A 19,419-nucleotide genomic window follows, 5' to 3' on the forward strand; every position below is an offset into this window, starting at 1 on the left:
ACCTACTCAACAAATTTATTACTTACGCGATGAGGTGATCCGATGCGCGCGTTCCGCGAGGCGGTCGAGGCCGGCGATCTCGATGCCGTCGAAGCGCTGCTGGCCGAGGACGTGGTGTTCACCAGTCCGGTCGTGTTCAAGCCGTACCCGGGCAAGGCGATCACCGCGTCGATCCTGCGCGGGGTGACGCGGGTCTTCGAGGACTTCCGCTACGAGCGCGAGCTCGACGGGGGCGACGGGCGGGACCACGCGCTGGTGTTCCGGGCCCGGGTGGGCGGGCGGGAGCTGACCGGCTGCGACTTCATCCACCTGAACGAGGAGGGGCTCATCGACGAACTCACGGTCATGGTCCGCCCGTTGTCGGGCGCCCAGGCTCTCGCGGCGGCGATGGGAGCGCAGTTCGACCAGATCCTGAAGGAGGCGGAGGCCCGGTCGGCCTCCGCCTCCTGACGTCGGGCCACCGTGAGAGTGAGGGCTCCCGTGTAGGTCGCGCCCGGCGCGAGGGCCGTCGGCGTCCCGTCGACGGCCAGGGTCACCTTCCTGCCCCGCGGCGCCTTGACCCGGGCGGGCCTCAGCCCCCGAGGTCCGCCAAGGTCGTCCTCGTGTCCGTCTTCAGGTAGCCGGTGACCTCTTCGAGCGTCGGCGGGTCCTTGTCGTCGTCGTACGAGGAGTAGTAGGCGCTGTAACTCATCGTGTACGTCACCCAGCCGTCCCGCACGGCGAGCGTGGCGTAGAGGGATCCGCTCGTCGACCCGGACGTGGTGTCGTCGCTGACGAGATAGGCCTCGTCGCCTATGCCCGTGACGGCCTCCACGTCGTAACCCGTGTGGCTGTCCGCATAGTTCTTCCACGCCGCCGTGAACTCCGGTCCCGGGTCGGTCTTCTTGTGCAGGTCCAGCTGGGAGTACAGGTAGGCGTCCGCGTAGCTGGACGTGGACTTCTTCAGGCTGATGCTGCACAGGCCCTCGTCGAGGGCGTCGTCCTTGAGGCTGTTGTGCGTCGGGGAGGTGTCGTTGTCCGGGTACTCCTCCTTGAAGGACGAGTAGTCCGTGGAGTTGCACAGGTTCGACGGCGCCGAGTAACCGCGCAGGTCCGGATCATCTTCGGCGCCGATCAGGAAGACGCCGGCCGCCCAGGCGGCGGACGCCAGCACCGCTCCGACGGCGCCCCACAGGACGGCCTTCCCCGCGCCACCGCCACCGCCACCGCTTCCGGGCGGCGGGCCGACCACGGGGTACGGACCCTGCTGGAGGTACGGGTTGACCGGCTGGGGCGGCGCGGGCTGCCCGACCAGGGTCGGCTGGGCATAGACGCTCGGCTGGCCGACTTGGGTCGCGGGCGCCGCCGGCGGGAAACCCAACGGCCCGCCGGGGGCCGGCGACTGCGGATGCGGATAGGGGTACGCGCTCGGCTGGGCCGGCGCCTCGGACGACTGCTCCGGCTGCTGCGGGGGCTGAGGCGGCGTGGACATGACGTGAAGATAATGCAGAAATGGCGGTCAAGTCCCCTACCGTTACGGATCGTTACCCTCTGGGGACATCTGTGGGAGAACCCGGAAGAGGCCGGGACCTTCGCCCGGCCTCTCCTGGGTGCGCCGTCGGTCCGGCTCCCCCTCCCGGACCGCTGGTGCGGCCGAGGGCCGGTGCCTGGACGGTCGCCGTCTGCACCTGGGCGCCGACCGTCGCCTGCGCGGTGCTCCTCCGCACCAGGAACAGCGTGACCAGCGCGCCCAGCAGCGACGCGCGGCCGCAGATCACCACGCCGGCCGCCATCCCGTGACCGAGGGCGGCCTCGGCCGCCGCGCGGGCGCTGTCGCTGCCGGCGTTCACGGCGGCTGAGGTCAGTGAGGAGACCACGCAGATGAAGCCGATGCCGAGCAGCAGCACCGGGCCGATGAACGCGGCGAGCGAGGTGGTCGTGATGGGCAGGGCCGCGATCCAGAACTGCCCGGCGGCCATCGGCAGCAGGCCGCCCATCAGCAGCCGGCGGGGTTCTACCCGGGTGAGCATCCGGCTCAGCACGGGCGCCAGGAGCAGCGGGACGAGCTGGAGGATCACGAACGGCATGCCGGCCCGCAGCGCGCTGAGGTGCATGGCGGCGCCGAGGCGGATCGGAGACGCAGTAGGCGGTGCCGATGAAGCCGAACACGCCGGCCGGCGCACCCACGGCGGCGGACGCGAACGACGGGATCCTCAGGAGCTCGAAGTTGAACATCGGCGACGCGGCGCGCTGCTCCGCGACGACGAAGGCGACGAAGGCGACGAAGGCGACGAAGGCGACGAAGCTGGTATGCGGCCGCGACGGACGGCACGGCTCGGCACAGGCGACACAGCACCTCCGCGCCACCCTCCGTTGGGTGGCCGCGCTATGGGGAACAACCGTCGCCGTGGGGGCGTTGACGCCATCGGGACCGACCGGCGTGCTACAGTGCCGGTAGCACTTGTGTACGCCCCCTTTGTGGGCGCCGGTGCCAGTTCCCTTCAGTTCGCCGCATCACCCGTCGTTTCCGACCGGTACAGCGGCTTTCCCGCACCACCTCACCGACGGTTCGGTTCCGCCGTGGCCGAGGTGTTGTTCCCGCCGCCCGAGGCGCGCCGTGCGCCCTCCCTTCGCGGCTGCTCCCCCCTCTCCGCATGCCTCATGCCTTCCGTCCTCGAAAGGACCGACCACCATGACCACCACTCTCGAACACCCCCCTGTACGGCAGCAGCCCCCGGTCCGGGTCGCCGCCGGTGTCCTCGACATCGACGCCGGCGGGAAGGGGCAATTGCGCCCCGCGGACTGCCTGCCCACACCCGCCGACCTCCAGGTCCCGGCCGCGCTGATCCGCCGTCACGGCCTGCGCAGGGGCGACCTCGTCGAAGGGGTGCGCGGTACCCAGCGCGCCCTCACCGAGGTCGCCCGTGTCAACGGCCGTACGCCCGAGGAGCTGCGCGCCCGCCGGAACTTCCGCGATCTCACACCCGTCCACCCGCACGAGCGGCTCCGCCTGGAACATCCCGCGGCCGGCCTCGCCGGACGCGTCACGGATCTCCTCGCGCCGATCGGCAAGGGCCAGCGCGGACTGATCGTCGCCCCGCCGAAGACGGGCAAGACCGTACTGATCCAGCAGATCGCCGCCGCCGTCGCCGGTAACCACCCCGGGGCACGGCTGATGGTCGTCCTGCTCGACGAGCGGCCCGAGGAGGTCACCGACATGCGGCGCTCCGTGCGCGGCGAGGTGTACGCCTCGACGTTCGACCGGGCGCCCAAGCAGCACATCGCGCTGGCCGAACTCGTCATCGAGCGGGCCAAGCGGCTCGTCGAGGCGGGCGAGGACGTCGTGATCCTCCTCGACTCGCTCACCCGGCTGTGCCGGGCCCACAACAACGCGGCCGCCGCCGGGGGCCGCACCCTCAGCGGTGGTGTGGACGCGACCGCGCTGATCGGCCCCAAGCGGTTCTTCGGCGCCGCCCGGGCGGCCGAGGAGGGCGGCTCGCTCACCGTCCTCGCCACCGCCCTGGTCGAAACGGGCTCCCGCGCCGACGACTTCTACTTCGAGGAACTGAAGAGCACCGGCAACATGGAGCTCCGCCTCGACCGCGAACCGGCCTCCCGCCGGGTCTTCCCGGCCGTCGACATCGACGGCTCCGGCACCCGGCGCGAGGAACTCCTCTACTCCCCCGGCGAGTTGACCGCCGTACGCGGTCTGCGCCGGGCCCTGCAGACCCGGGACGGCCAGGCGAACCTGGAGACGCTCCTGGAGCGGATGCGCGAGACGCCTGACAACACGGCCTTTCTGCGCCGCATCCAGCCGACCCTGCCCGCCGCATAGGGCGCAGCGTGCGGCATCCGGGTGCACGCGCCCCCGTGTCCGGCACGGGAAGCGCGGGGAACGCCGGGTTCATTCCTACGTTGTTCGTATGACGATCGGATTCTCTTCCCGGGCCGTTGCGACGGCGTGCGCGTTCTGTGTGGCGGGCGTCCTCGCCCTCGGCCCCGCCGTGGCCGCCCCGGCCGGCGCGGACCCCGGAACGCCCGGTGGACCCGGATCGCCCGGTGGACCCGGAACGCCCGGTGGGCCCGGTGGACCAGGTGGCCCACGGGTGACCGTGCCCCGGCCGTCCGTGCTCTACCGCTCCGGGACGCAGGTCAGACCCCACCGTGGCGCCCCCGAGGTCCCGGACGTCTCGGCGCTGTCCTGGCTGGTCTCCGACGCGCGGACGGGTGAGGTGCTCGCCGCGTCGAACGCGCACCGCAAACTGCCCCCGGCCAGCACCCTCAAGACCCTGTTCGCCCTCACGGTGCTGCCGGTCCTGCCCGGCGAGATCCGGCACCGGGTGAGCGAGGAGGAACTCAGCGGCGTCGGGCCCGGCAGCAGCCTCGTCGGAGTCACCGAGGGGCACACGTACCGGGTGGCCGACCTGTGGCGCGGAGTGTTCCTCAACTCCGGAAACGACGCCGTGCACGTACTGGCGGCCCTCAGCGGCGGCTGGCACGCCACGGCCACCCGGATGCAGGCCAAGGCGCGCTCCCTGGGCGCCCTGGACACCCAGGTGCTGTCGCCCGACGGATACGACACCCCGGGCCAGGTGTCGTCCGCGTACGACCTGGCGGTGTTCGGGCGGGCGGGACTGCGCAACGCGGACTTCGCCCGGTACTGCGGCACCGCGGAGGCGAGCTTCCCCGGGGACGAAGGCTGGTCGTACGAGATCGCCAACACCAACCGGCTGCTGACCGGGGCGGACGGGGTCGAGCCGTACCCGGGGCTGATCGGGATCAAGAACGGCTACACCAGCAACGCCGGCAACACCCTGGTCGCCGCCGCCCGTCAGGGCGGACGCACCCTCGTCGTGACGGTGATGAACCCTCAGGCGGGCGGCGGGTTCGAGGTCTACGAGGAGGCGCGCGCGTTGCTGGACTGGGGGTTCGCGGCCGCCGGGCGGGTCGATCCGGTGGGCTCGCTGGACGCGCTGCGGGTCCGTCCGTGGCCGTTTCCCGGCCCCGGGCCGAAGCCGGCGTCCACGCCGGAGCCCACGCCCGATTCCACGCCGGTGCCCGGCACGACCCCGGTCGCCGTCGCCGCCGCTGTCGACGCCGGCCACGCTCCCGGCTGGCCGGAGGCGGCGCTGATCGCGGGCGCCGCCGCGCTGGGCGGGGCGGCCGTGGCACTCGGGCTGCGGCTCGCCGGCCGGCGCTCTTCGGGAAGCTGACCGGCGGGCAGCCACACCAGCAGGCCGAGCGTGATCCAGGTGTAGGTGTTGCTGCCGAGGAAGCCGTCGACGCCGGACGCGTCGTCGAACCACAGCCACACCACGCTGGTGCACAGCACCGCGTACAGGGCGCCCGCGACGCGTGGGCGCCCCGCGCGGATCAGCACCGCGAAGGACGGCAGCAGCCACACCAGGTGGTGCACCCACGTCACCGGGCTGACCAGACAGGCGGTGAGGCCGGTCAGGGCGAAGGCCGCCTGCCAGTCCCCGGCGGCGACCGCCCGCCGGGCCCGCCACACCCACCAGCCCAGCGCAGCCAGCACCAGCACCGCCCAGACCACCCGGCTCTCCACGCCCAGCCGTGCCAGGACGCCCTGGAGCGACTGGTTGGAGACGTAGTCGAGCCGGCCCACCCGGGTCGTGTCCCACAAAGCCCGCGTCCAGTAGAAGCGCGAGGCGTCCGGGGCGACCAGGGCCGCGAGCGCGGTGGCGGCCGCCGCCACGGTCGTGGCCACCGCGGCGGCCCGCCACCGGCGGGCGACCAGCAGCAGGCCGATGAAGAGCGCGGGCGTGAGCTTGACGGCCGCCGCCAGGCCGATGCCGACGCCGGCCCAGCGGGTCCGCCCGGACGCGAGCAGCCCGGCGTCGGCCAGCACCAGGGCCAGCAGCAGCAGGTTGACCTGGCCGAAGCTGAGGGTGTCGCGCAGCGGTTCGAAGAGCGCGAGCGCGCAGGCGGCGAGGCCGGCTCCGTACCAGCCGTACCGCCGCCACCGGGGTCCGACGCACACCCGCACCGCGAACGCCAGCGCCGCCAGGTTGAGCAGCAGGGCGGTCACGATCGCGGTGCGCAGCCCGACCAGCGCCATCGGCAGCATGACGACGGCCGCGAACGGGGGGTAGGTGAAGCCGTACGGCGTGCCCGGTACCCGGTAGTCGTAGACCCGGCCGCCTTCGTGGATCCAGCTGTTGACGGTGCCGTAGTAGACACGCAGGTCGAACCAGTCGCGCAGCAGCGGAACCGTCGCAGTGAAGACGGTGACGACGGCGGCGAGCGCGAGGAGCAGCAGAAGGCGGCCGCGGTCGGTGCGGGGCGGTCTCACCCCGCGGATCTCACGAGGTCTCACGCCGTACGACCCAGGGCGGTCGGCGCCTGTGCCGCGAGGTGGGCCTGCCACAGGACGACCACGGCGAGCGCGCCGCCGCAGACGGCCAGGATCAGGCGGCCCGAGTCGGCGGGGTCCCCGTCGGGCAGGACGGCGAGGGCGAGGACGCCCGCCACGGCCGCCGTCCGGTGGCGTATCAGGGTGTCCGGGGCCGCCGCGGCGATGAGGAACAGACCCCACAGCGCGTACCAGGGGCGGAGGGCCGGGCCGAACGCGGCCACCGTGGCGAGACTCAGGCCGAGCGCGTACACCGGGCGCCGACGCAGCCGCCACCAGATGACGACGAGGGCGACGGCGGTGACCGCGAGGCCCAGGGCGTGCCAGACGGGTACCGCCCAGGGCGCGAGGTCGCTGCCCAGGCCGTCCAGGAGAGCACGGGTGGCCCGGCCCAGCAGGCTGGTGAGCGCCCAGTTGTGCGCGGAGACGGGTGTGTCCAGGGCGGCTATCCAGCCGTAGCCGGTGCCCGCGACGGCGGTCGCCGCCACCGTGGTGACGGCCGTCGCGGCCGCCGTGCTCAGCAGGGTCCGGACCGGGGGCCGGCCCGCGCGCAGGGACAGGACCACGACGGCGACGAGGCCCAGGGCGGCGGGCGCCTTGACCAGCGCGGCCAGGGTGACCAGGACGGCCCCGAGCACCGGGCGCCGGCCGAGCGCGGCCACCAGCCCGACACCGAGCAGACCCAGCATGATCGCGTCGTTGTGGGCGCCGGCCACCAGATGCAGCAGGACCAGCGGATTCAGCGCGCCGAGCCAGAGCGCGGCGGCCGGGTCCGCTCCGCTGTGCCGGGCGAGGCGGGGCAGGGCGGCCGTCATCAGCGCCACCCCCGCGATCGCGACGCACCGCATGCCGAGAAGGCCGGCGGACAGGGCGCCCCGGGTCAGTCCGGACAGGGCGGCGGCGACGGCGAGGAAGACCGGGCCGTACGGGGCTCCGGTGTTCCGCCACAGCGGGGCGACCTCGTCGGCGAGCGGACCGCCGAGCCGGGCCGGACCGTGCGCGTACACGTCGAGGTGCGCGTCCACCATGGCGCCCTGCGCCAGGTAGCTGTACACGTCCCGGCTGAACAGCGGCGGCGCGATCAGCAGCGGCGCCGCCCAGACGGCGAGGACCAGGACGAGGGCGCGGGGGGCCGGCGGATCCGCGCCGCGCACCAGTGTGCCGAGCAGGATCCAGGCCGCGGTCAGCAGCACCAGCCCGAAGTACACGCCAACCAGGCCGAGCACGGCGTGCACCGAGGACGGGGCCAGGAGCTCCCGGGCGGGCAGCGCGCCGGCCGTCTCGCCGCCGAGCGCGAGACAGGCAGTTCCGGCCAGGCCCAGAACCTGACAACGCCGGAGATCGATGGGAAAAGCCTTGGTCAGCACGCTGTCATGGTGTCCGGCCCGGGTGACCGCAGAGCGACATCGCGCCTGCCTGGCGGCGGCCTGCGCGTGACCGACGTGTGAGTCGGGCGCCGTGGCGATGAGCGCCGCGGGCCGGGACCGTCCCGCTGTCCTCTGTCCGAACCGCGGGCTCAGAACACCGACACCCCGGTCAGAGTCGTGAACCGGTCCAGGGCGGCCACTCCGGCCACCGAGTTGCCCCGTTCGTCCAGACCCGGGCTCCACACGCACAGCGTGCAGCGGCCCGGTACGACGGCGATGATGCCGCCGCCCACGCCGCTCTTGCCGGGCAGGCCGACCCGGTAGGCGAAGTCGCCGGCCGCGTCGTAGGTACCGCAGGTCAGCATCACCGCGTTGACCTGCTTGGCCTGGCTGCCGGTGAGCAGCCGGGTGCCGTCGGCGCGGACGCCGTGCCGGGCCAGGAAGCCGGTGGCCAGGGCGAGGTCGGCGCAGGAGGCGGTGAGGGAGCACTGCCGGAAGTACTGGTCGAGGAGGACCGGTACCGGGTTGTCGATGTTGCCGTAGGAGGCCATGAAGTGGGCCAGGGCGGCGTTGCGGTCGCCGTGCGCGGCCTCGGAGGCGGCCACTCCCTCGTCGAAACCGAGCGTGGGGTTGCCGCTCTCCGCGCGCAGGAAGCCGAGGAGTTCGCCCGCCGCGTCCCCCGTACGGGTCTGCAGCCGATCGGTGACGACCAGCGCGCCCGCGTTGATGAAGGGATTGCGCGGGATGCCGTTCTCGTATTCCAGCTGGATCAGGGAGTTGAAGGGGTTGCCCGAGGGTTCGCGGCCCACGTGCTCCCAGAGTTCGTCGCCCTCGCGGGCCAGGTCCAGGGCGAGGGTGAAGACCTTGGTGAGGGACTGCGTGGAGAACGGCTCCCGCCAGTCCCCCACGCCGTACACCGTGCCGTCCGGCTCCGCGACGGCCATGCCGAAGCGGCGCGGGTCGCAGGCCGCGAGCGCCGGGATGTAGTCGGCGGGACGGCCCCGGCCGGGGGTGCGTTCCATCTCCTCGGCGATGCGGTCCAGGACCGGCTGGAAGGCACGGGACGGCGTCGTTGTCATGATCACCATTGTGCCTCCGTGCCGGCCCCGGCGCGTCGTCGCGGGCGACGGGTGTCGGACGAGGGCGGTCGGACGAGGGGGGTCAGACGAGGGGGGCTCCGCTGCCCGCCAGGACCTCGGGGCGCAGCAGTTCGGCGAGCCGCTCGGCGGGCAGCAGGCCCTTCTCCAGGACGAGTTCGGCGACGCCGCGGCCGGTGACGAGGGCCTCCTTGGCGATGTCGGTGGCCGCCGTGTACCCGATGTGCGGGTTGAGGGCGGTGACCAGGCCGATGGAGTTCTCGACGGTCGCGCGCAGCACCTCGGTGTTGGCGGTGATGCCGTCCACACAGCGCTCGGCGAGGGTGAGGCAGGCGGCGCGCAGGTGGGTGATCGACTCCGACAGGGAGTGCAGGATGATCGGCTCGAAGGCGTTGAGCTGGAGCTGTCCGGCCTCGGCGGCCATGGTGATGGTGACGTCGTTGCCGATCACCTCGAAGGCGACCTGGTTGACGACCTCGGGGATCACCGGGTTGACCTTGCCCGGCATGATGGACGAACCGGCCTGCACGGGCGGCAGGTTGATCTCGCCGAGGCCGGCGCGCGGCCCGGAGGACAGCAGCCGCAGATCGTTGCAGCTCTTGGAGAGTTTGACCGCGACGCGCTTGAGCACGCCGGACATCTGGACGAACGCGCCGCAGTCCTGGGTGGCTTCGACCAGGTTGGCCGCCGTAATCAGCGGCAGCCCGGTGATCTCGGCGAGGTGGCGGCGGGCGGCCTCGGCGTATCCGGCGGGGGCGTTGAGTCCGGTCCCGATGGCCGTGGCACCCAGGTTGATCTCATGGATCAACTGGACTGCCTCGTCAAGACGGTTACGGTCCTCGTCAATCATGACGGCATAGGCGGAGAACTCTTGACCGAGCGTCATCGGTACCGCGTCCTGCAACTGTGTACGGCCCATCTTGAGCACGTCACGGAACTCGACGGCCTTACGGGCGAAGGCGTCCTGGAGTACGGACATCGCCTTGAGCAGTCCACGTACCGCGAAGACCGTCGCTATCTTGACGGCGGTCGGGTAGACGTCATTGGTCGACTGCCCGAGGTTGACGTCCTCGTTGGGATGCAGGTACCGGTACTGCCCCTTCTGGTGCCCCAGCAGCTCCAGCGCCCGGTTGGCGACGACCTCGTTGGCGTTCATGTTGGTCGAGGTGCCCGCGCCGCCCTGGATGACGTCGACGACGAACTGCTCGTGCAGCTTCCCCGCGCGGATCTCACGGCAGGCGGCGACGATGGCGGCCGTCTTGTCCGGCGCGAGCAGGCCGAGCTCCTCGTTGGCGAGGGCGGCGGCCTCCTTGACGGCGGCGAGGGCGTCGATGAGGTGCGGGTAGGCGGAGATCGGCGTCCCGGTGATGGGGAAGTTCTCCGTGGCGCGCAGGGTGTGGACGCCCCAGTACGCGTCGGCCGGGACGTCCCGGTCTCCGAGCAGGTCGTGTTCGCTGCGGGTGACGGCGGCGGTCATGAGGGTGCGGCCTCTTTCCGAGGGTGAGGGTGCGGATGAGCGGCGGGCGGCGCGGGTGGGGTGATGCCGGCTCGGGCGGTACGGGGTGACGACCGCCCGAGCCGGTCGGGCGCCGGTCCGGTGGTGACCGGACCGGCGGTTCGAGGGCCGGGCGCGGGCCTGATCGCGGGCCTGATCGCGGGCCTGATCGCGGTACGGGGACCGCGCGCGGCGATCCGGGAGTACGCCGGTGACCACCGCGCACACCCGGTGGTCACCGGAGACCGTCAGGCGCAGGCGCGCACGGTGACCGGGTCCAGCGCGCGGACCGGGCGGACGCAGCCGACCGGTTCGCCGCCGCCGAGGAGGGGTTCGCCCGCGAACCCGGTGAGCAGGGCGGGGTCCACACCGGCGCGGACGAGGGCGGCCGCGGTGACCGGGACACGGGCACGGTTGGCGCCGTCGGAGATCTTGACGGCGACGGCTCGGCCGTCCGGGAGCGCGGCGACCTCGACACCCTCGAAGCCGTCCTTCGCCAGCAGGCCGGGGACGGCCCGCATCAGCGCGGCCACGTCCCGGCCGGAGCCGGACGCCATCTCGGCGTGCTCGCGCATCGCGTCGGCCACCCGCGCCTCGGGCGTGCCGGGCGCGGAGGCGGTGACGCGGGCGGCGGCCCGGGCGAGGCCGTGCAGGGAGACCGAGAACAGGGGGGCGCCGCAGCCGTCGACGGTGACCCGTGCGATCCGCTGTCCGGTGAGGTCCTCGACGATCTCGGCGATCGCATGCTGGAGCGGGTGCCTCGGGTCGAGGTAGTCGTCCAGGGACCAGCCGTTGAGCCTGCAGGTGTACAGCATGGCCGCGTGCTTGCCGGAGCAGTTCTGGGCCAGTCGGGAGGGCGCGCGGCCCTCCCGTATCCAGCCGTCGCGGACCGCCGGGTCGTACGGCAGGTCGGTGACGTTGCGCAGGTCGTCCTCCGCGACGCCCGCCAGTTCGAGGATCCGCCGGGTCCCGGCGAGGTGGCGTTCCTCGCCGGAGTGGCTGGCGGCGGCGAGCGAGAGCAGCTCGCCGTCGAGCGGCAGCCCGGCCCGGACCATGGCGACGGCCTGGACTGGCTTGAGCGCCGAGCGTGGGTAGAAGGCGGCCTCGATGTCGCCGAGCTGGAGCTCGATCTCGCCGCCCGCGCCGAGGACGACGACGGAGCCGTAGTGGATGCCCTCGGTCACCCCGCCGCGGACGAGGTGGGCGACGGGGGCGTGGAGGGGTTCGCGGATCGCGGGGGCGTCGGCGAGGGAACTGCTGTACATCACTGCCTGCATCACTGGTGGGTGGTCGGCGGCCGGCGTCGGGGTCACGCGCCGGCCTTGGCTGAGGTGCGCGCGAGGTTGCGGCGGATGGCGTACCACCCGGCGACCAGCGCAGCGGCGATCAGCGGCAGGCACAGCACGGTGGTGCGTCCGGCGCCGCCGTCGGCGTACATGAGGACCAGGACCGAGGCGAGGAAGAACAGCGTCACGAGTTCGGTCCAGGGGGAGCCCGGCAGCCGGTAGTCGGGCCGGGTCAGTTCGCCCTTCTGGGTCTTCTGCCAGAAGAGCAGGTGACAGATCATGATCATGCCCCAGGTGGAGAGGATGCCGATCGCCGCGAAGTTCAGCACGATCTCGAAGGCGTCCGCCGGGACCACGAAGTTGAGGCCGACGCCCAGCACACAGATACCGCTGGTGAGCAGGATGCCGCCGTACGGGACCTGGCTGCGGCTCATCACGCCGGTGAACTTCGGCGCGGAGCCGGACATCGCCATGGAGCGCAGGATGCGGCCGGTGGAGTACAGGCCGGAGTTGAGCGAGGACATGGCAGCGGTGAGGACGACGAGGTTCATCACGCCGCCCGCCGCGGGAATGCCGATGTTGGAGAGGACCGTCACGAAGGGGCTCTCGCCGGACGTGTACTTGTTCCAGGGCAGCAGCATCGACAGCAGGACCACCGAGCCGACGTAGAACAGACCCACCCGCCACATGATCGAGTTGATCGCCTTCGGCATGATCTTCTCGGGGTTCTCGGTCTCACCGGCGGCGACGCCGACCAGCTCGACGGAGGCGTAGGCGAAGACGACGCCCTGGATGATCAGCAGCATGGGCAGCAGACCGCTGGGGAACAGTCCGCCGTTGTCGGTGATGAGGGACGGGCCGGGGGTGGCGCCGTCCACCGGGTGCTGCGTGACCAGCAGGAAGATGCCGATACACATGAAGATCACCAGTGCGCTGACCTTGACGATGGCGAACCAGAACTCCAGTTCGCCGAAGATCTTCACCGAGATCAGGTTCACGGTGAGGACCACGGCCAGGGCGATGAGCGCGATCACCCACTGGGGTATGTCGGAGAACATCCCCCAGTAGTGGGTGTAGGTGGCCACCGCGGTGATGTCGGCGATGCCGGTGGTGGCCCAGTTCAGGAAGTACATCCAGCCGGCCGTGTACGCGCCCTTCTCGCCCATGAACTCGCGGGCGTAGGACACGAAGGCGCCGGAGGAGGGCCGGTACAGCACGAGTTCACCGAGGGCGCGTACCACGAGGAAGGCGAAGACTCCGCAGACCGCGTAGGCGATGAAGAGGGACGGGCCGGCGTCGGCGAGCCGCCCGCCGGCGCCGAGGAAGAGACCGGTGCCGATGGCGCCCCCGATGGCGATCATGTTGACGTGTCGGGACTTCAGCGACTTGCTGTAGCCCTCGTCTCCGGCGTCGACGTGACGGGTCGAGGGGCGCGTCTCGTCTTTGAGGTGCTGGTCGCTCACGCCGCGGGTCCGCCTTCCAGGGGAGGGTCCGTGCGCGGGGCGCGCACGATGTCGGTGAGGGTCGTCTCGACGCGGTCGAGGTGGTGGCTCATGGCCTCCACCGCGTCGGGCTCGGAACCGTCGATCAGCGCCTCGACGATCGCCCGGTGCTCGCGGTTGGACTGCTCGCGCCGTCCGCCCAGCTCGTTGAGGAAGGCCGACTGACGCGCCAGTGCGTCCCGGATCTCCTCGATGACCCGGCGGAACACCGGGTTCTGGGCGGCCTCGGCGACGGCCAGGTGGAAGAGGGTGTCCATCGCGACCCACGCGGTGGTGTCCGTCTCCCGCTCCATGCGGTCGAGGAGATGCGCCAGGTGGTCCAGGTTCTCCGGGGTGCGGCGCAGCGCCGCGTACCCGGCGACCGGGACCTCGACGTGCCGGCGCACCTCGAGCAGGTCGCTGGCCGCGTAGTCGCCGAAGGTGGGGTCCTCCACGGTGTTCGCGATCACAAAGGTGCCTTTGCCCGTCTTGGCGACGGTCAGGCCCATCGTCTGCAGGGCGCGCAGGGCTTCCCGCAGGACGGGCCGGGACACCTCGAGGGTGCGGCAGAGCTCCGCCTCGGAAGGGAGCTTGTCACCGATGGCGTAGCGGCCGCGTTCGATGGCGCCGCGGAGGTGGGTGAGGACCGCTTCCATCGCGCTGATGCGTCGCGGCCCCGCTCCACCTGTCTGGCTGTCTGACAGGTTCACGGGAGTGATACTCCGGGTGTGCTGCCGCCGCTGTCAAGACGGGCCGTGAAACAAAAAATTCAGGGGGCGGAGAGCCTGAAAGGCATCTTCCCGCCCCCTGAGGGGATCGCGAGGGGATTCCCCCACCGGCACGCGACCGGCCGCCGGGGCCCGGTCAGCTGTCGAGGACCCCGGCGGCCAGCAGTCCGAACAGGGCCACGCCGACGACGAGCCGGTAGATGACGAACGCGTTGAAGGAGTGCTTGGCGACGAACTTCAGCAGCCAGGCGATGGAGGCGTAGGCGACCACGAAGGACACCGCCGTGCCGACGGCCAGGGGCGCCGCGCCGGCGCCCGTGCCCAGGGCGTCCTTCAGCTCGTAGATGCCGGCGCCGGTCAGGGCGGGGATGCCGAGGAAGAACGACAGCCGGGTGGCGGCCACCCGGTCCAGGTCGAGCATGAGCGCGGTGGACATGGTGGCGCCGGAGCGGGAGAAGCCGGGGAAGAGCAGCGCGAGGATCTGGGAGCTGCCGACCAGCATCGCGTCCTTGAACGAGGTGTCGTCCTCGCCGCGCTTGTGGCGGCCCATCTGGTCGGCCGCCCACATCACGCCGCTGCCGACGATCAGCGAACCCGCGACCACCCACAGCGAGGCCAGCGGGCCCTCGATGAAGGGCTTGGCGGCGAGCCCCACGACGACGATCGGGATCGTCGCGTAGATCACCCACCAGGCGAACTTGTAGTCGTGGTGGTGACGCTCCTCACGGCTGCGCAGCCCGCGGAACCAGGCCGTGACGATCCGCACGATGTCCTTGCGGAAGTACACGAGCACGGCGGCGATCGCCCCGACCTGGATGACGGCCGAGAACCCGACGACGGCGTCGTCGTCGACCTTGATGCCCATCAGGCCCTCGGTGATCTTCAGATGGCCGGTGGAGGAGACGGGGAGGAACTCGGTCACTCCCTCGACGGCTCCGAGGACGACGGCTTGGCCGACGGAGATGGCGCTCATGGAATCCAGTTCTGAGGAGACGAATCGGTCGACAGCGTTGTATACGCTCCGGTGCGTACACAGTCCTACCAGGCGCGGAGCCGGCCGGACCGCCTACGACCACGCCCACCGGCCTATCGCGACCCCGGCGAACGCGGCCCCGAGACCCGCCGTCACACTCGCGACGGCGTTGACGGCGGCGTAGAGGCCGGCGCCGGTCTCGGTCAGCCGCAGTGTCTCGTACGAGAACGTCGAGTACGTCGTCAGCGCTCCGCAGAAACCCGTCCCCAGGAACAACCGCAGGTCGGGACCGACCGTGGCGGCGCCGGTCAGGGCGCCGAGGATCAGGCAGCCGCCGATGTTGACGACGAAGGTGCCCCAGGGGAAGAGCGAGTCGCGCCGGGCCTGTACCGCGCGGTCGGTCAGATAGCGGAGCGGGGCGCCGATCATGCCGCCGGCGACGACCACCAGCCAGTTCACAACGACTTCTTACCCTTCGTGTCCGTATCGTCCTGTTGCTCGACCCGGTGCTCCGCCCGCTCCCCGCCTCGGCCGACGTACCGGATGACCTCGCAGGGATCGAGGGTCACCATGCCCTCGGTGACCAGCTCGTCGAGCTCGGGCAGGAAGGCCCGCACCCGCTCCTCGGTGTCCACGACGACGATCGCGACCGGCAGGTCCTCGCTGAGCGACAGCAGCCGGGAGGTGTGGATCAGCGAGGAGGCGCCGAAGCCCTCGATGCCGCGGAAGACGCTGGCTCCCGCGAGACCGGCGGCGCGGGCGCGGTGCACGATCTCCGTGTAGAGGGGCTTGCGGTGCCAGGTGTCGCTCTCGCCGACGAAGACGGTCAGCCGCAGGGCAGTGCCGGTCGGTCTCGTCATCGCCGCCTCCACAGAAGAACGCGGCGGGTGGCCGTGGCCGCCAGCCGGACCGCGAGGAGCGCCGCGAACAGGGTCGCGGCGAGGTAGGCCAGGGCCGTGCCGGGACGGCCCTCGTCGAACAGCTTGCGGATGTCGACGGCGTACGTCGAGAAGGTGGTGAATCCGCCCAGCACACCGGTGCCGAAGAACGGCCGCACGAGCCGGTGGGCGGTGACCGCCTCGGTGATCACCACCAGGAAGACGCCGATCACCGCGCAGCCGACCACGTTCACCCAGAAGGTCGTCCAAGGGAACCCGCCGGTCTGCGTGGGCCACCGGAGGGAGGCCGCGTAGCGGGCGGCGGCACCGAGCCCGCCACCGACGGCCACGACGGCGACCACCGGGAGCTGACCCGTCCCGGTGGCCCTGCGTGCCGCGCCGGTGCGGAGGCTCTCGGCCTCCGGAGCTGTCATGTCGTACGTCTCCTGCCCGGGCCGGGACCGTCCCGCCTCATCGAAGTGATCACGACCGGGCACCAGCGTAACGCCGTCTCACTTGGTCACGGGCGCCTCGCAGACCGCGATGCCGCGCTCCCAGAGGCTGCCCAGGACCAGTCGGCCGCCGGTCTCGCAGACGCTGGTGACCATGCGGAACCCGGAGCGGCGGTGGGTGAGGTGGTGGACGATCCGGCCGTCGTCGTCGACCGCCAGCACCCCCGTCGTGCCCGACGGACGGTACGGCGCGTTCACGGCGAGGCGGGCGGCGCGGCGGCGTACGGCGGGGCCGGCGCGGTGCAGGAGGTCGAGCGGGGGGACGCGCGGGCCGGCCAGCGCCACCCAGACCGGGCCGTCGGGCGCGCCGCGCCACAGGTTGTCCGGGAACCCCGGCAGCTGCTCGACGAGCGGCTCGGCCCGGCCGGCCCGGGGGCCGGTGAGCTGGTAGCGGGTGAGGCGGCGGGCACCAGTCTCCGCGACGATCAGGAAGGAGTCGTCGGCGCCGCGCGCCAGGCCGTTGGCGAACTGGAGCCCCTCCAGCACGACTTCGGCCTCCCGGGCGCCGGGTTCCAGGCGCAACAGGCGTCCGGTACCGGTGTGTTCGACGAGGTCGCCCATCCAGTCGCGCAGGGGGTGGACCTGGCTGGACACGGTGAAGTAGACGGTGCCGTCGGGCAGCGCGACGACGTTGCTGCAGAAGCGCAGCCGCTCCCCCGCCACCGACTCGGTCAGGACACGGACGTTTCCGGTACCGCCGTCGGGGTCGAGGCGCAGCAGCGCGCCCTCGGCGCAGCAGACCAACAGGTCGCCGTCCGGGAGGAGTTCGAGGCCGAGCGGCCGGCCGCCGATCTCGGCGATGTGCTCGACCCGGGCCGCGGGCGGGTCGTCCAGACCGTCGATACGCAGGATCCGCCCGTCCGCCACCCCGGTCAGTACCCGCCCTCTGGGGTCGGCGACGACGTCTTCGGGGCCGTGCCCGGGGAGTGTGATGTACCTGAGGGGGACGAGAGGCGTCCGACGGTCCATATGGGCCGCCTTCCTTGAGGAGGCGGCCATCCTCGCAGGCGGGCAGGGCGTCGACAGGTCGTGGCCGGGGTCTTTGCCTGGCCTTTCCGGAGGGTGGGCCCTCCGTCCCCTATCGCCCCTTCCCGAAGTCCTTCACCACCCCTTCTCGAACATCCGCGCCACTTCGGCGATGCGCATCTCGTCGCGCCGGTAGTAGGTGCGGCGTCTGATCCGCTTGGCGCGCAGCAGGCCGATGCCGGCGAGCAGGCTGAGGTGGGTGCCGGCCACCTGCCGGCGCACGCCCAGCTTGGCCGCGACGAGGTCCGCCGTGACACCGTCCTCGACGAGGTCGCCGTGGCGCTGTGGCGGGAAGTGCCGGCTTGGCTCCTTCAGCCACTGCAGGATTTCCAGTCGCCTCTCACTCACGGGAGTCCTCAGCATCGTGGTCCCCTCCGTCCCTGCGGTCGGGGCTCCCCCGGTACCGCGTCGTCCCACTGTTCCGCAGCCGGGGCCGCCGTGTCCCGCACTCCGCGAGCCTTGGCCGGGATCGAACATCCTTGCCCCGCAAGGGCGTTCGGATGAACGGCCGGAAGACGGACGGGGGCCCGGCCGCGCGGTGCGGCCGGGCCCCCGCTTCGGGAGAGAAGGACGGATCAGCGGATCAGCGGTGGCTGAACCACGACATGGAGGACAGGGCCTTGTCGTCGTAGCCGAACAGGGCCTGGTTCTCCCAGCCGTTGCCGGAGGAGGCGTCGGTCGGGTCCCAGCCGTTGCCGGTGACGGCGGTCCAGGTGGACTCCCAGTAGAAGACGCCGAGTCCGCGGCCGTTCGGGACGGCCTCCACGATGCTCGCCACGTCGTTCATCCACCGGGTCTGGCCGGCGACGGAGGCCGGGTAGCCGGACACCAGCTCACTGGAGAGGTCGATGATGTTCTCGTGCGAGTCCTCGCTGTCCAGCCGGAACGGGTACGCGGTCTCGGCCACGAAGACCGGCTTGGCGTAGCGGGAGGCGGCGTCGTCCAGGGTGGTCTGGAAGTCGGCGAGCGTGCCGTGCCAGTACCCGTAGTACGACAGGCCGATGACGTCGAACTTCACCCCGTTGGAGACGGCGTTGTCGAACCACCAGCGGGTGCCGGCCAGGTCACCGCCCTTGGCGAGGTGCAACGCCACGGTCGTACCGGAGTTGACCGCCTTGACCGCGTCGTAGCCGGAGTTGAGCAGTCCGGCGAGCTGCGACCAGTTGTCGGTGGAACCCGTGGACCACAGCATGCCGCCGTTGATCTCGTTGCCGACCTGCACCATGTCCGCGGTGGTGCCCTGCGCCTTGAGGGCGTTGAGGACGTCGTAGGTGTGGTTGTAGACGTCCGTCTTCAGCTGGCTGTAGGAGTGCCCGGCCCACGCGGCGGGCACGGTCTGCGCCCCCGGGTCGGCCCAGATGTCCGAGTAGTGGAAATCCACCAGGAGCTTCGTGCCCTGCGCCTTGATGCGCTTGGCCGCCGCCAGGACCCGCGCCTTGTTGTTGTAGCCGTCGGCGGGGTTCACCCAGACCTTGACGCGCGCGTAGTTCTGCCCGGCGTTCTTCAGGACGGCGAGCGCGTCCTGGGTGGTACCGGAACTGTTCTTGTAGACGCCGCCGAGGGCCTCGCTCTTGATGAGCGACGACACGTCCGAGCCCTTGACGGTCAGGCCGGTGGAGCCCGACGCGAAGGTCAGGTCGTCGACGTTGATCCAGTTCCCGGCGTTGGCGTCGGAGTTGACGCTGACGGTGCACTGGTTGTTCGTCACCGCGATGGAGGTGACGATGCGGATCCAGCCGCTCGACGAGACCGGAATCGCGGTGCGCTGCTCGGCGCTGCCGCAGTTCTTCAGCGCTATGTACGCGGAGTTCTGGCCGCCGCCGGAGCGCACCCAGGCGGTGAGCTTGTAGGTGCCGTTGGTGAGCCCGGACAGGTACTGGTACGTCTCGACCTTGTAGGCGGAGGCCGAGTAGTGCGAGAGGCGGTAACCGCCCGCGTGACCACCGGACTCGGTGAAGGAGGCGGAGTTCTGCCCGGCCGCCGAGTACGTCGACCAGCCGGACGGGGTCGCGGTGCCGGCGCCGTCGGTCTCGAAGCCGCCGTTGGTGAGGGTGGTCGCGGCCTGCGCGGCATGCGCGGGCAGGACGGTGAGGGCGAGCCCCGCGGCGAGCGGCAGCAACAGGGTTCTGAGCGTGCGTCTGGGATGGAACATCGTCGTCCGTCGTCCCTTCGACGTGATGGATGGGGTTTCCCTCGTGCGATGAGGGACCCCCTCCGCCCGCGG

The 19,419-nt window shown here is 71.7% G+C and carries 19 protein-coding genes and 1 pseudogene; 4 read left to right on the forward strand and 16 right to left on the reverse strand.

Going from position 1 to position 19,419, the window contains the following annotated elements; all coding sequences use genetic code 11:
* The first annotated feature begins 42 nt into the window (after positions 1–42).
* Complete coding sequence (locus ACFVYS_RS09490) at positions 43–450, forward strand: nuclear transport factor 2 family protein (protein ID WP_389500383.1); 408 nt, start codon at positions 43–45, stop codon at positions 448–450.
* A gap of 121 nt (positions 451–571) precedes the next feature.
* On the opposite strand, the gene ACFVYS_RS09495 is transcribed toward ACFVYS_RS09490, so the two are convergent.
* Both ACFVYS_RS09495 and ACFVYS_RS09500 read right to left on the reverse strand, forming a co-directional pair.
* A complete protein-coding gene (locus ACFVYS_RS09495) occupies positions 572–1,471 on the reverse strand; it encodes a hypothetical protein (protein WP_389500385.1) in 900 nt (299 codons plus the stop codon).
* Between the two features lie 52 nt (positions 1,472–1,523).
* A complete protein-coding gene (locus ACFVYS_RS09500; RefSeq protein ID WP_389500387.1) occupies positions 1,524–2,093 on the reverse strand; it encodes a hypothetical protein in 570 nt (189 codons plus the stop codon).
* Positions 2,094–2,134: 41 nt separating this feature from the next.
* Here ACFVYS_RS09500 and ACFVYS_RS09505 point away from each other — a divergent pair, with 41 nt between their 5' ends.
* The 3 genes and pseudogenes from ACFVYS_RS09505 to ACFVYS_RS09515 form a co-directional block, all read left to right on the forward strand.
* Positions 2,135–2,437: a hypothetical protein gene (locus tag ACFVYS_RS09505; RefSeq protein WP_389500389.1), complete on the forward strand. Its 303-nt coding sequence runs from the start codon at positions 2,135–2,137 to the stop codon at positions 2,435–2,437.
* Positions 2,438–2,671: 234 nt separating this feature from the next.
* Positions 2,672–3,814: a transcription termination factor Rho gene (gene rho / locus ACFVYS_RS09510; RefSeq protein WP_389500391.1), complete on the forward strand. Its 1,143-nt coding sequence runs from the start codon at positions 2,672–2,674 to the stop codon at positions 3,812–3,814.
* An 88-nt stretch (positions 3,815–3,902) separates the two neighbouring features.
* Positions 3,903–4,790 (forward strand): annotated as a pseudogene (locus ACFVYS_RS09515) (D-alanyl-D-alanine carboxypeptidase family protein); the annotation flags it as partial.
* Positions 4,791–4,873: 83 nt separating this feature from the next.
* Here the strand turns inward: ACFVYS_RS09515 and ACFVYS_RS09520 are convergent.
* The 14 genes from ACFVYS_RS09520 to ACFVYS_RS09585 form a co-directional block, all read right to left on the reverse strand.
* The gene (locus tag ACFVYS_RS09520) at positions 4,874–6,292 is read right to left on the reverse strand and encodes a glycosyltransferase 87 family protein (RefSeq protein ID WP_389500393.1); all 1,419 of its coding nucleotides are present in this window, start codon (positions 6,290–6,292) and stop codon (positions 4,874–4,876) included.
* Between the two features lie 20 nt (positions 6,293–6,312).
* Positions 6,313–7,968, reverse strand: a complete 1,656-nt coding sequence (gene mptB, locus ACFVYS_RS09525) for a polyprenol phosphomannose-dependent alpha 1,6 mannosyltransferase MptB (protein ID WP_389500395.1) — start codon at positions 7,966–7,968, stop codon at positions 6,313–6,315.
* Positions 7,869–8,807 carry a glutaminase gene (locus tag ACFVYS_RS09530; RefSeq protein ID WP_389500397.1) on the reverse strand — a complete coding sequence of 313 codons (939 nt, stop codon included), beginning with the start codon at positions 8,805–8,807 and terminating at the stop codon, positions 7,869–7,871. The genes mptB and ACFVYS_RS09530 overlap by 100 nt, the downstream gene beginning before the upstream one ends.
* A 73-nt stretch (positions 8,808–8,880) precedes the next feature.
* Positions 8,881–10,293: an aspartate ammonia-lyase gene (gene aspA, locus ACFVYS_RS09535; protein WP_389500399.1), complete on the reverse strand. Its 1,413-nt coding sequence runs from the start codon at positions 10,291–10,293 to the stop codon at positions 8,881–8,883.
* 266 nt (positions 10,294–10,559) lie between these two features.
* Positions 10,560–11,576: an asparaginase gene (locus ACFVYS_RS09540; protein WP_389500740.1), complete on the reverse strand. Its 1,017-nt coding sequence runs from the start codon at positions 11,574–11,576 to the stop codon at positions 10,560–10,562.
* A gap of 44 nt (positions 11,577–11,620) precedes the next feature.
* Positions 11,621–13,060, reverse strand: a complete 1,440-nt coding sequence (locus ACFVYS_RS09545; RefSeq protein WP_389500401.1) for an amino acid permease — start codon at positions 13,058–13,060, stop codon at positions 11,621–11,623.
* Positions 13,057–13,734 (reverse strand): FadR/GntR family transcriptional regulator, encoded by a 678-nt coding sequence (locus tag ACFVYS_RS09550; protein ID WP_057605258.1) that lies wholly within the window; start codon positions 13,732–13,734, stop codon positions 13,057–13,059. The genes ACFVYS_RS09545 and ACFVYS_RS09550 overlap by 4 nt, the downstream gene beginning before the upstream one ends.
* Before the next feature lie 208 nt (positions 13,735–13,942).
* Positions 13,943–14,779 carry an undecaprenyl-diphosphate phosphatase gene (locus ACFVYS_RS09555; protein ID WP_389500402.1) on the reverse strand — a complete coding sequence of 279 codons (837 nt, stop codon included), beginning with the start codon at positions 14,777–14,779 and terminating at the stop codon, positions 13,943–13,945.
* Between the two features lie 93 nt (positions 14,780–14,872).
* Positions 14,873–15,238 carry a fluoride efflux transporter CrcB gene (crcB, locus tag ACFVYS_RS09560; protein WP_389500403.1) on the reverse strand — a complete coding sequence of 122 codons (366 nt, stop codon included), beginning with the start codon at positions 15,236–15,238 and terminating at the stop codon, positions 14,873–14,875.
* Complete coding sequence (locus tag ACFVYS_RS09565) at positions 15,235–15,639, reverse strand: DUF190 domain-containing protein (protein ID WP_389500405.1); 405 nt, start codon at positions 15,637–15,639, stop codon at positions 15,235–15,237. Before ACFVYS_RS09565 ends, crcB (ACFVYS_RS09560) begins: the two co-directional genes overlap by 4 nt.
* A complete protein-coding gene (crcB, locus tag ACFVYS_RS09570) occupies positions 15,636–16,091 on the reverse strand; it encodes a fluoride efflux transporter CrcB (RefSeq protein WP_389500407.1) in 456 nt (151 codons plus the stop codon). Before crcB (ACFVYS_RS09570) ends, ACFVYS_RS09565 begins: the two co-directional genes overlap by 4 nt.
* 78 nt (positions 16,092–16,169) lie before the next feature.
* Positions 16,170–17,138 carry an SMP-30/gluconolactonase/LRE family protein gene (locus ACFVYS_RS09575; RefSeq protein ID WP_389500409.1) on the reverse strand — a complete coding sequence of 323 codons (969 nt, stop codon included), beginning with the start codon at positions 17,136–17,138 and terminating at the stop codon, positions 16,170–16,172.
* 132 nt (positions 17,139–17,270) lie between these two features.
* Positions 17,271–17,558 carry an ArsR family transcriptional regulator gene (locus tag ACFVYS_RS09580; protein WP_389500411.1) on the reverse strand — a complete coding sequence of 96 codons (288 nt, stop codon included), beginning with the start codon at positions 17,556–17,558 and terminating at the stop codon, positions 17,271–17,273.
* Positions 17,559–17,778: 220 nt separating this feature from the next.
* Positions 17,779–19,347 (reverse strand): arabinogalactan endo-beta-1,4-galactanase, encoded by a 1,569-nt coding sequence (locus ACFVYS_RS09585; RefSeq protein ID WP_389500413.1) that lies wholly within the window; start codon positions 19,345–19,347, stop codon positions 17,779–17,781.
* Positions 19,348–19,419 lie beyond the last annotated feature (72 nt).

It is taken from the genome of Streptomyces sp. NPDC058295, from assembly GCF_042880655.1.
In the GTDB taxonomy this organism is placed as follows: domain Bacteria; phylum Actinomycetota; class Actinomycetes; order Streptomycetales; family Streptomycetaceae; genus Streptomyces; species Streptomyces coriariae.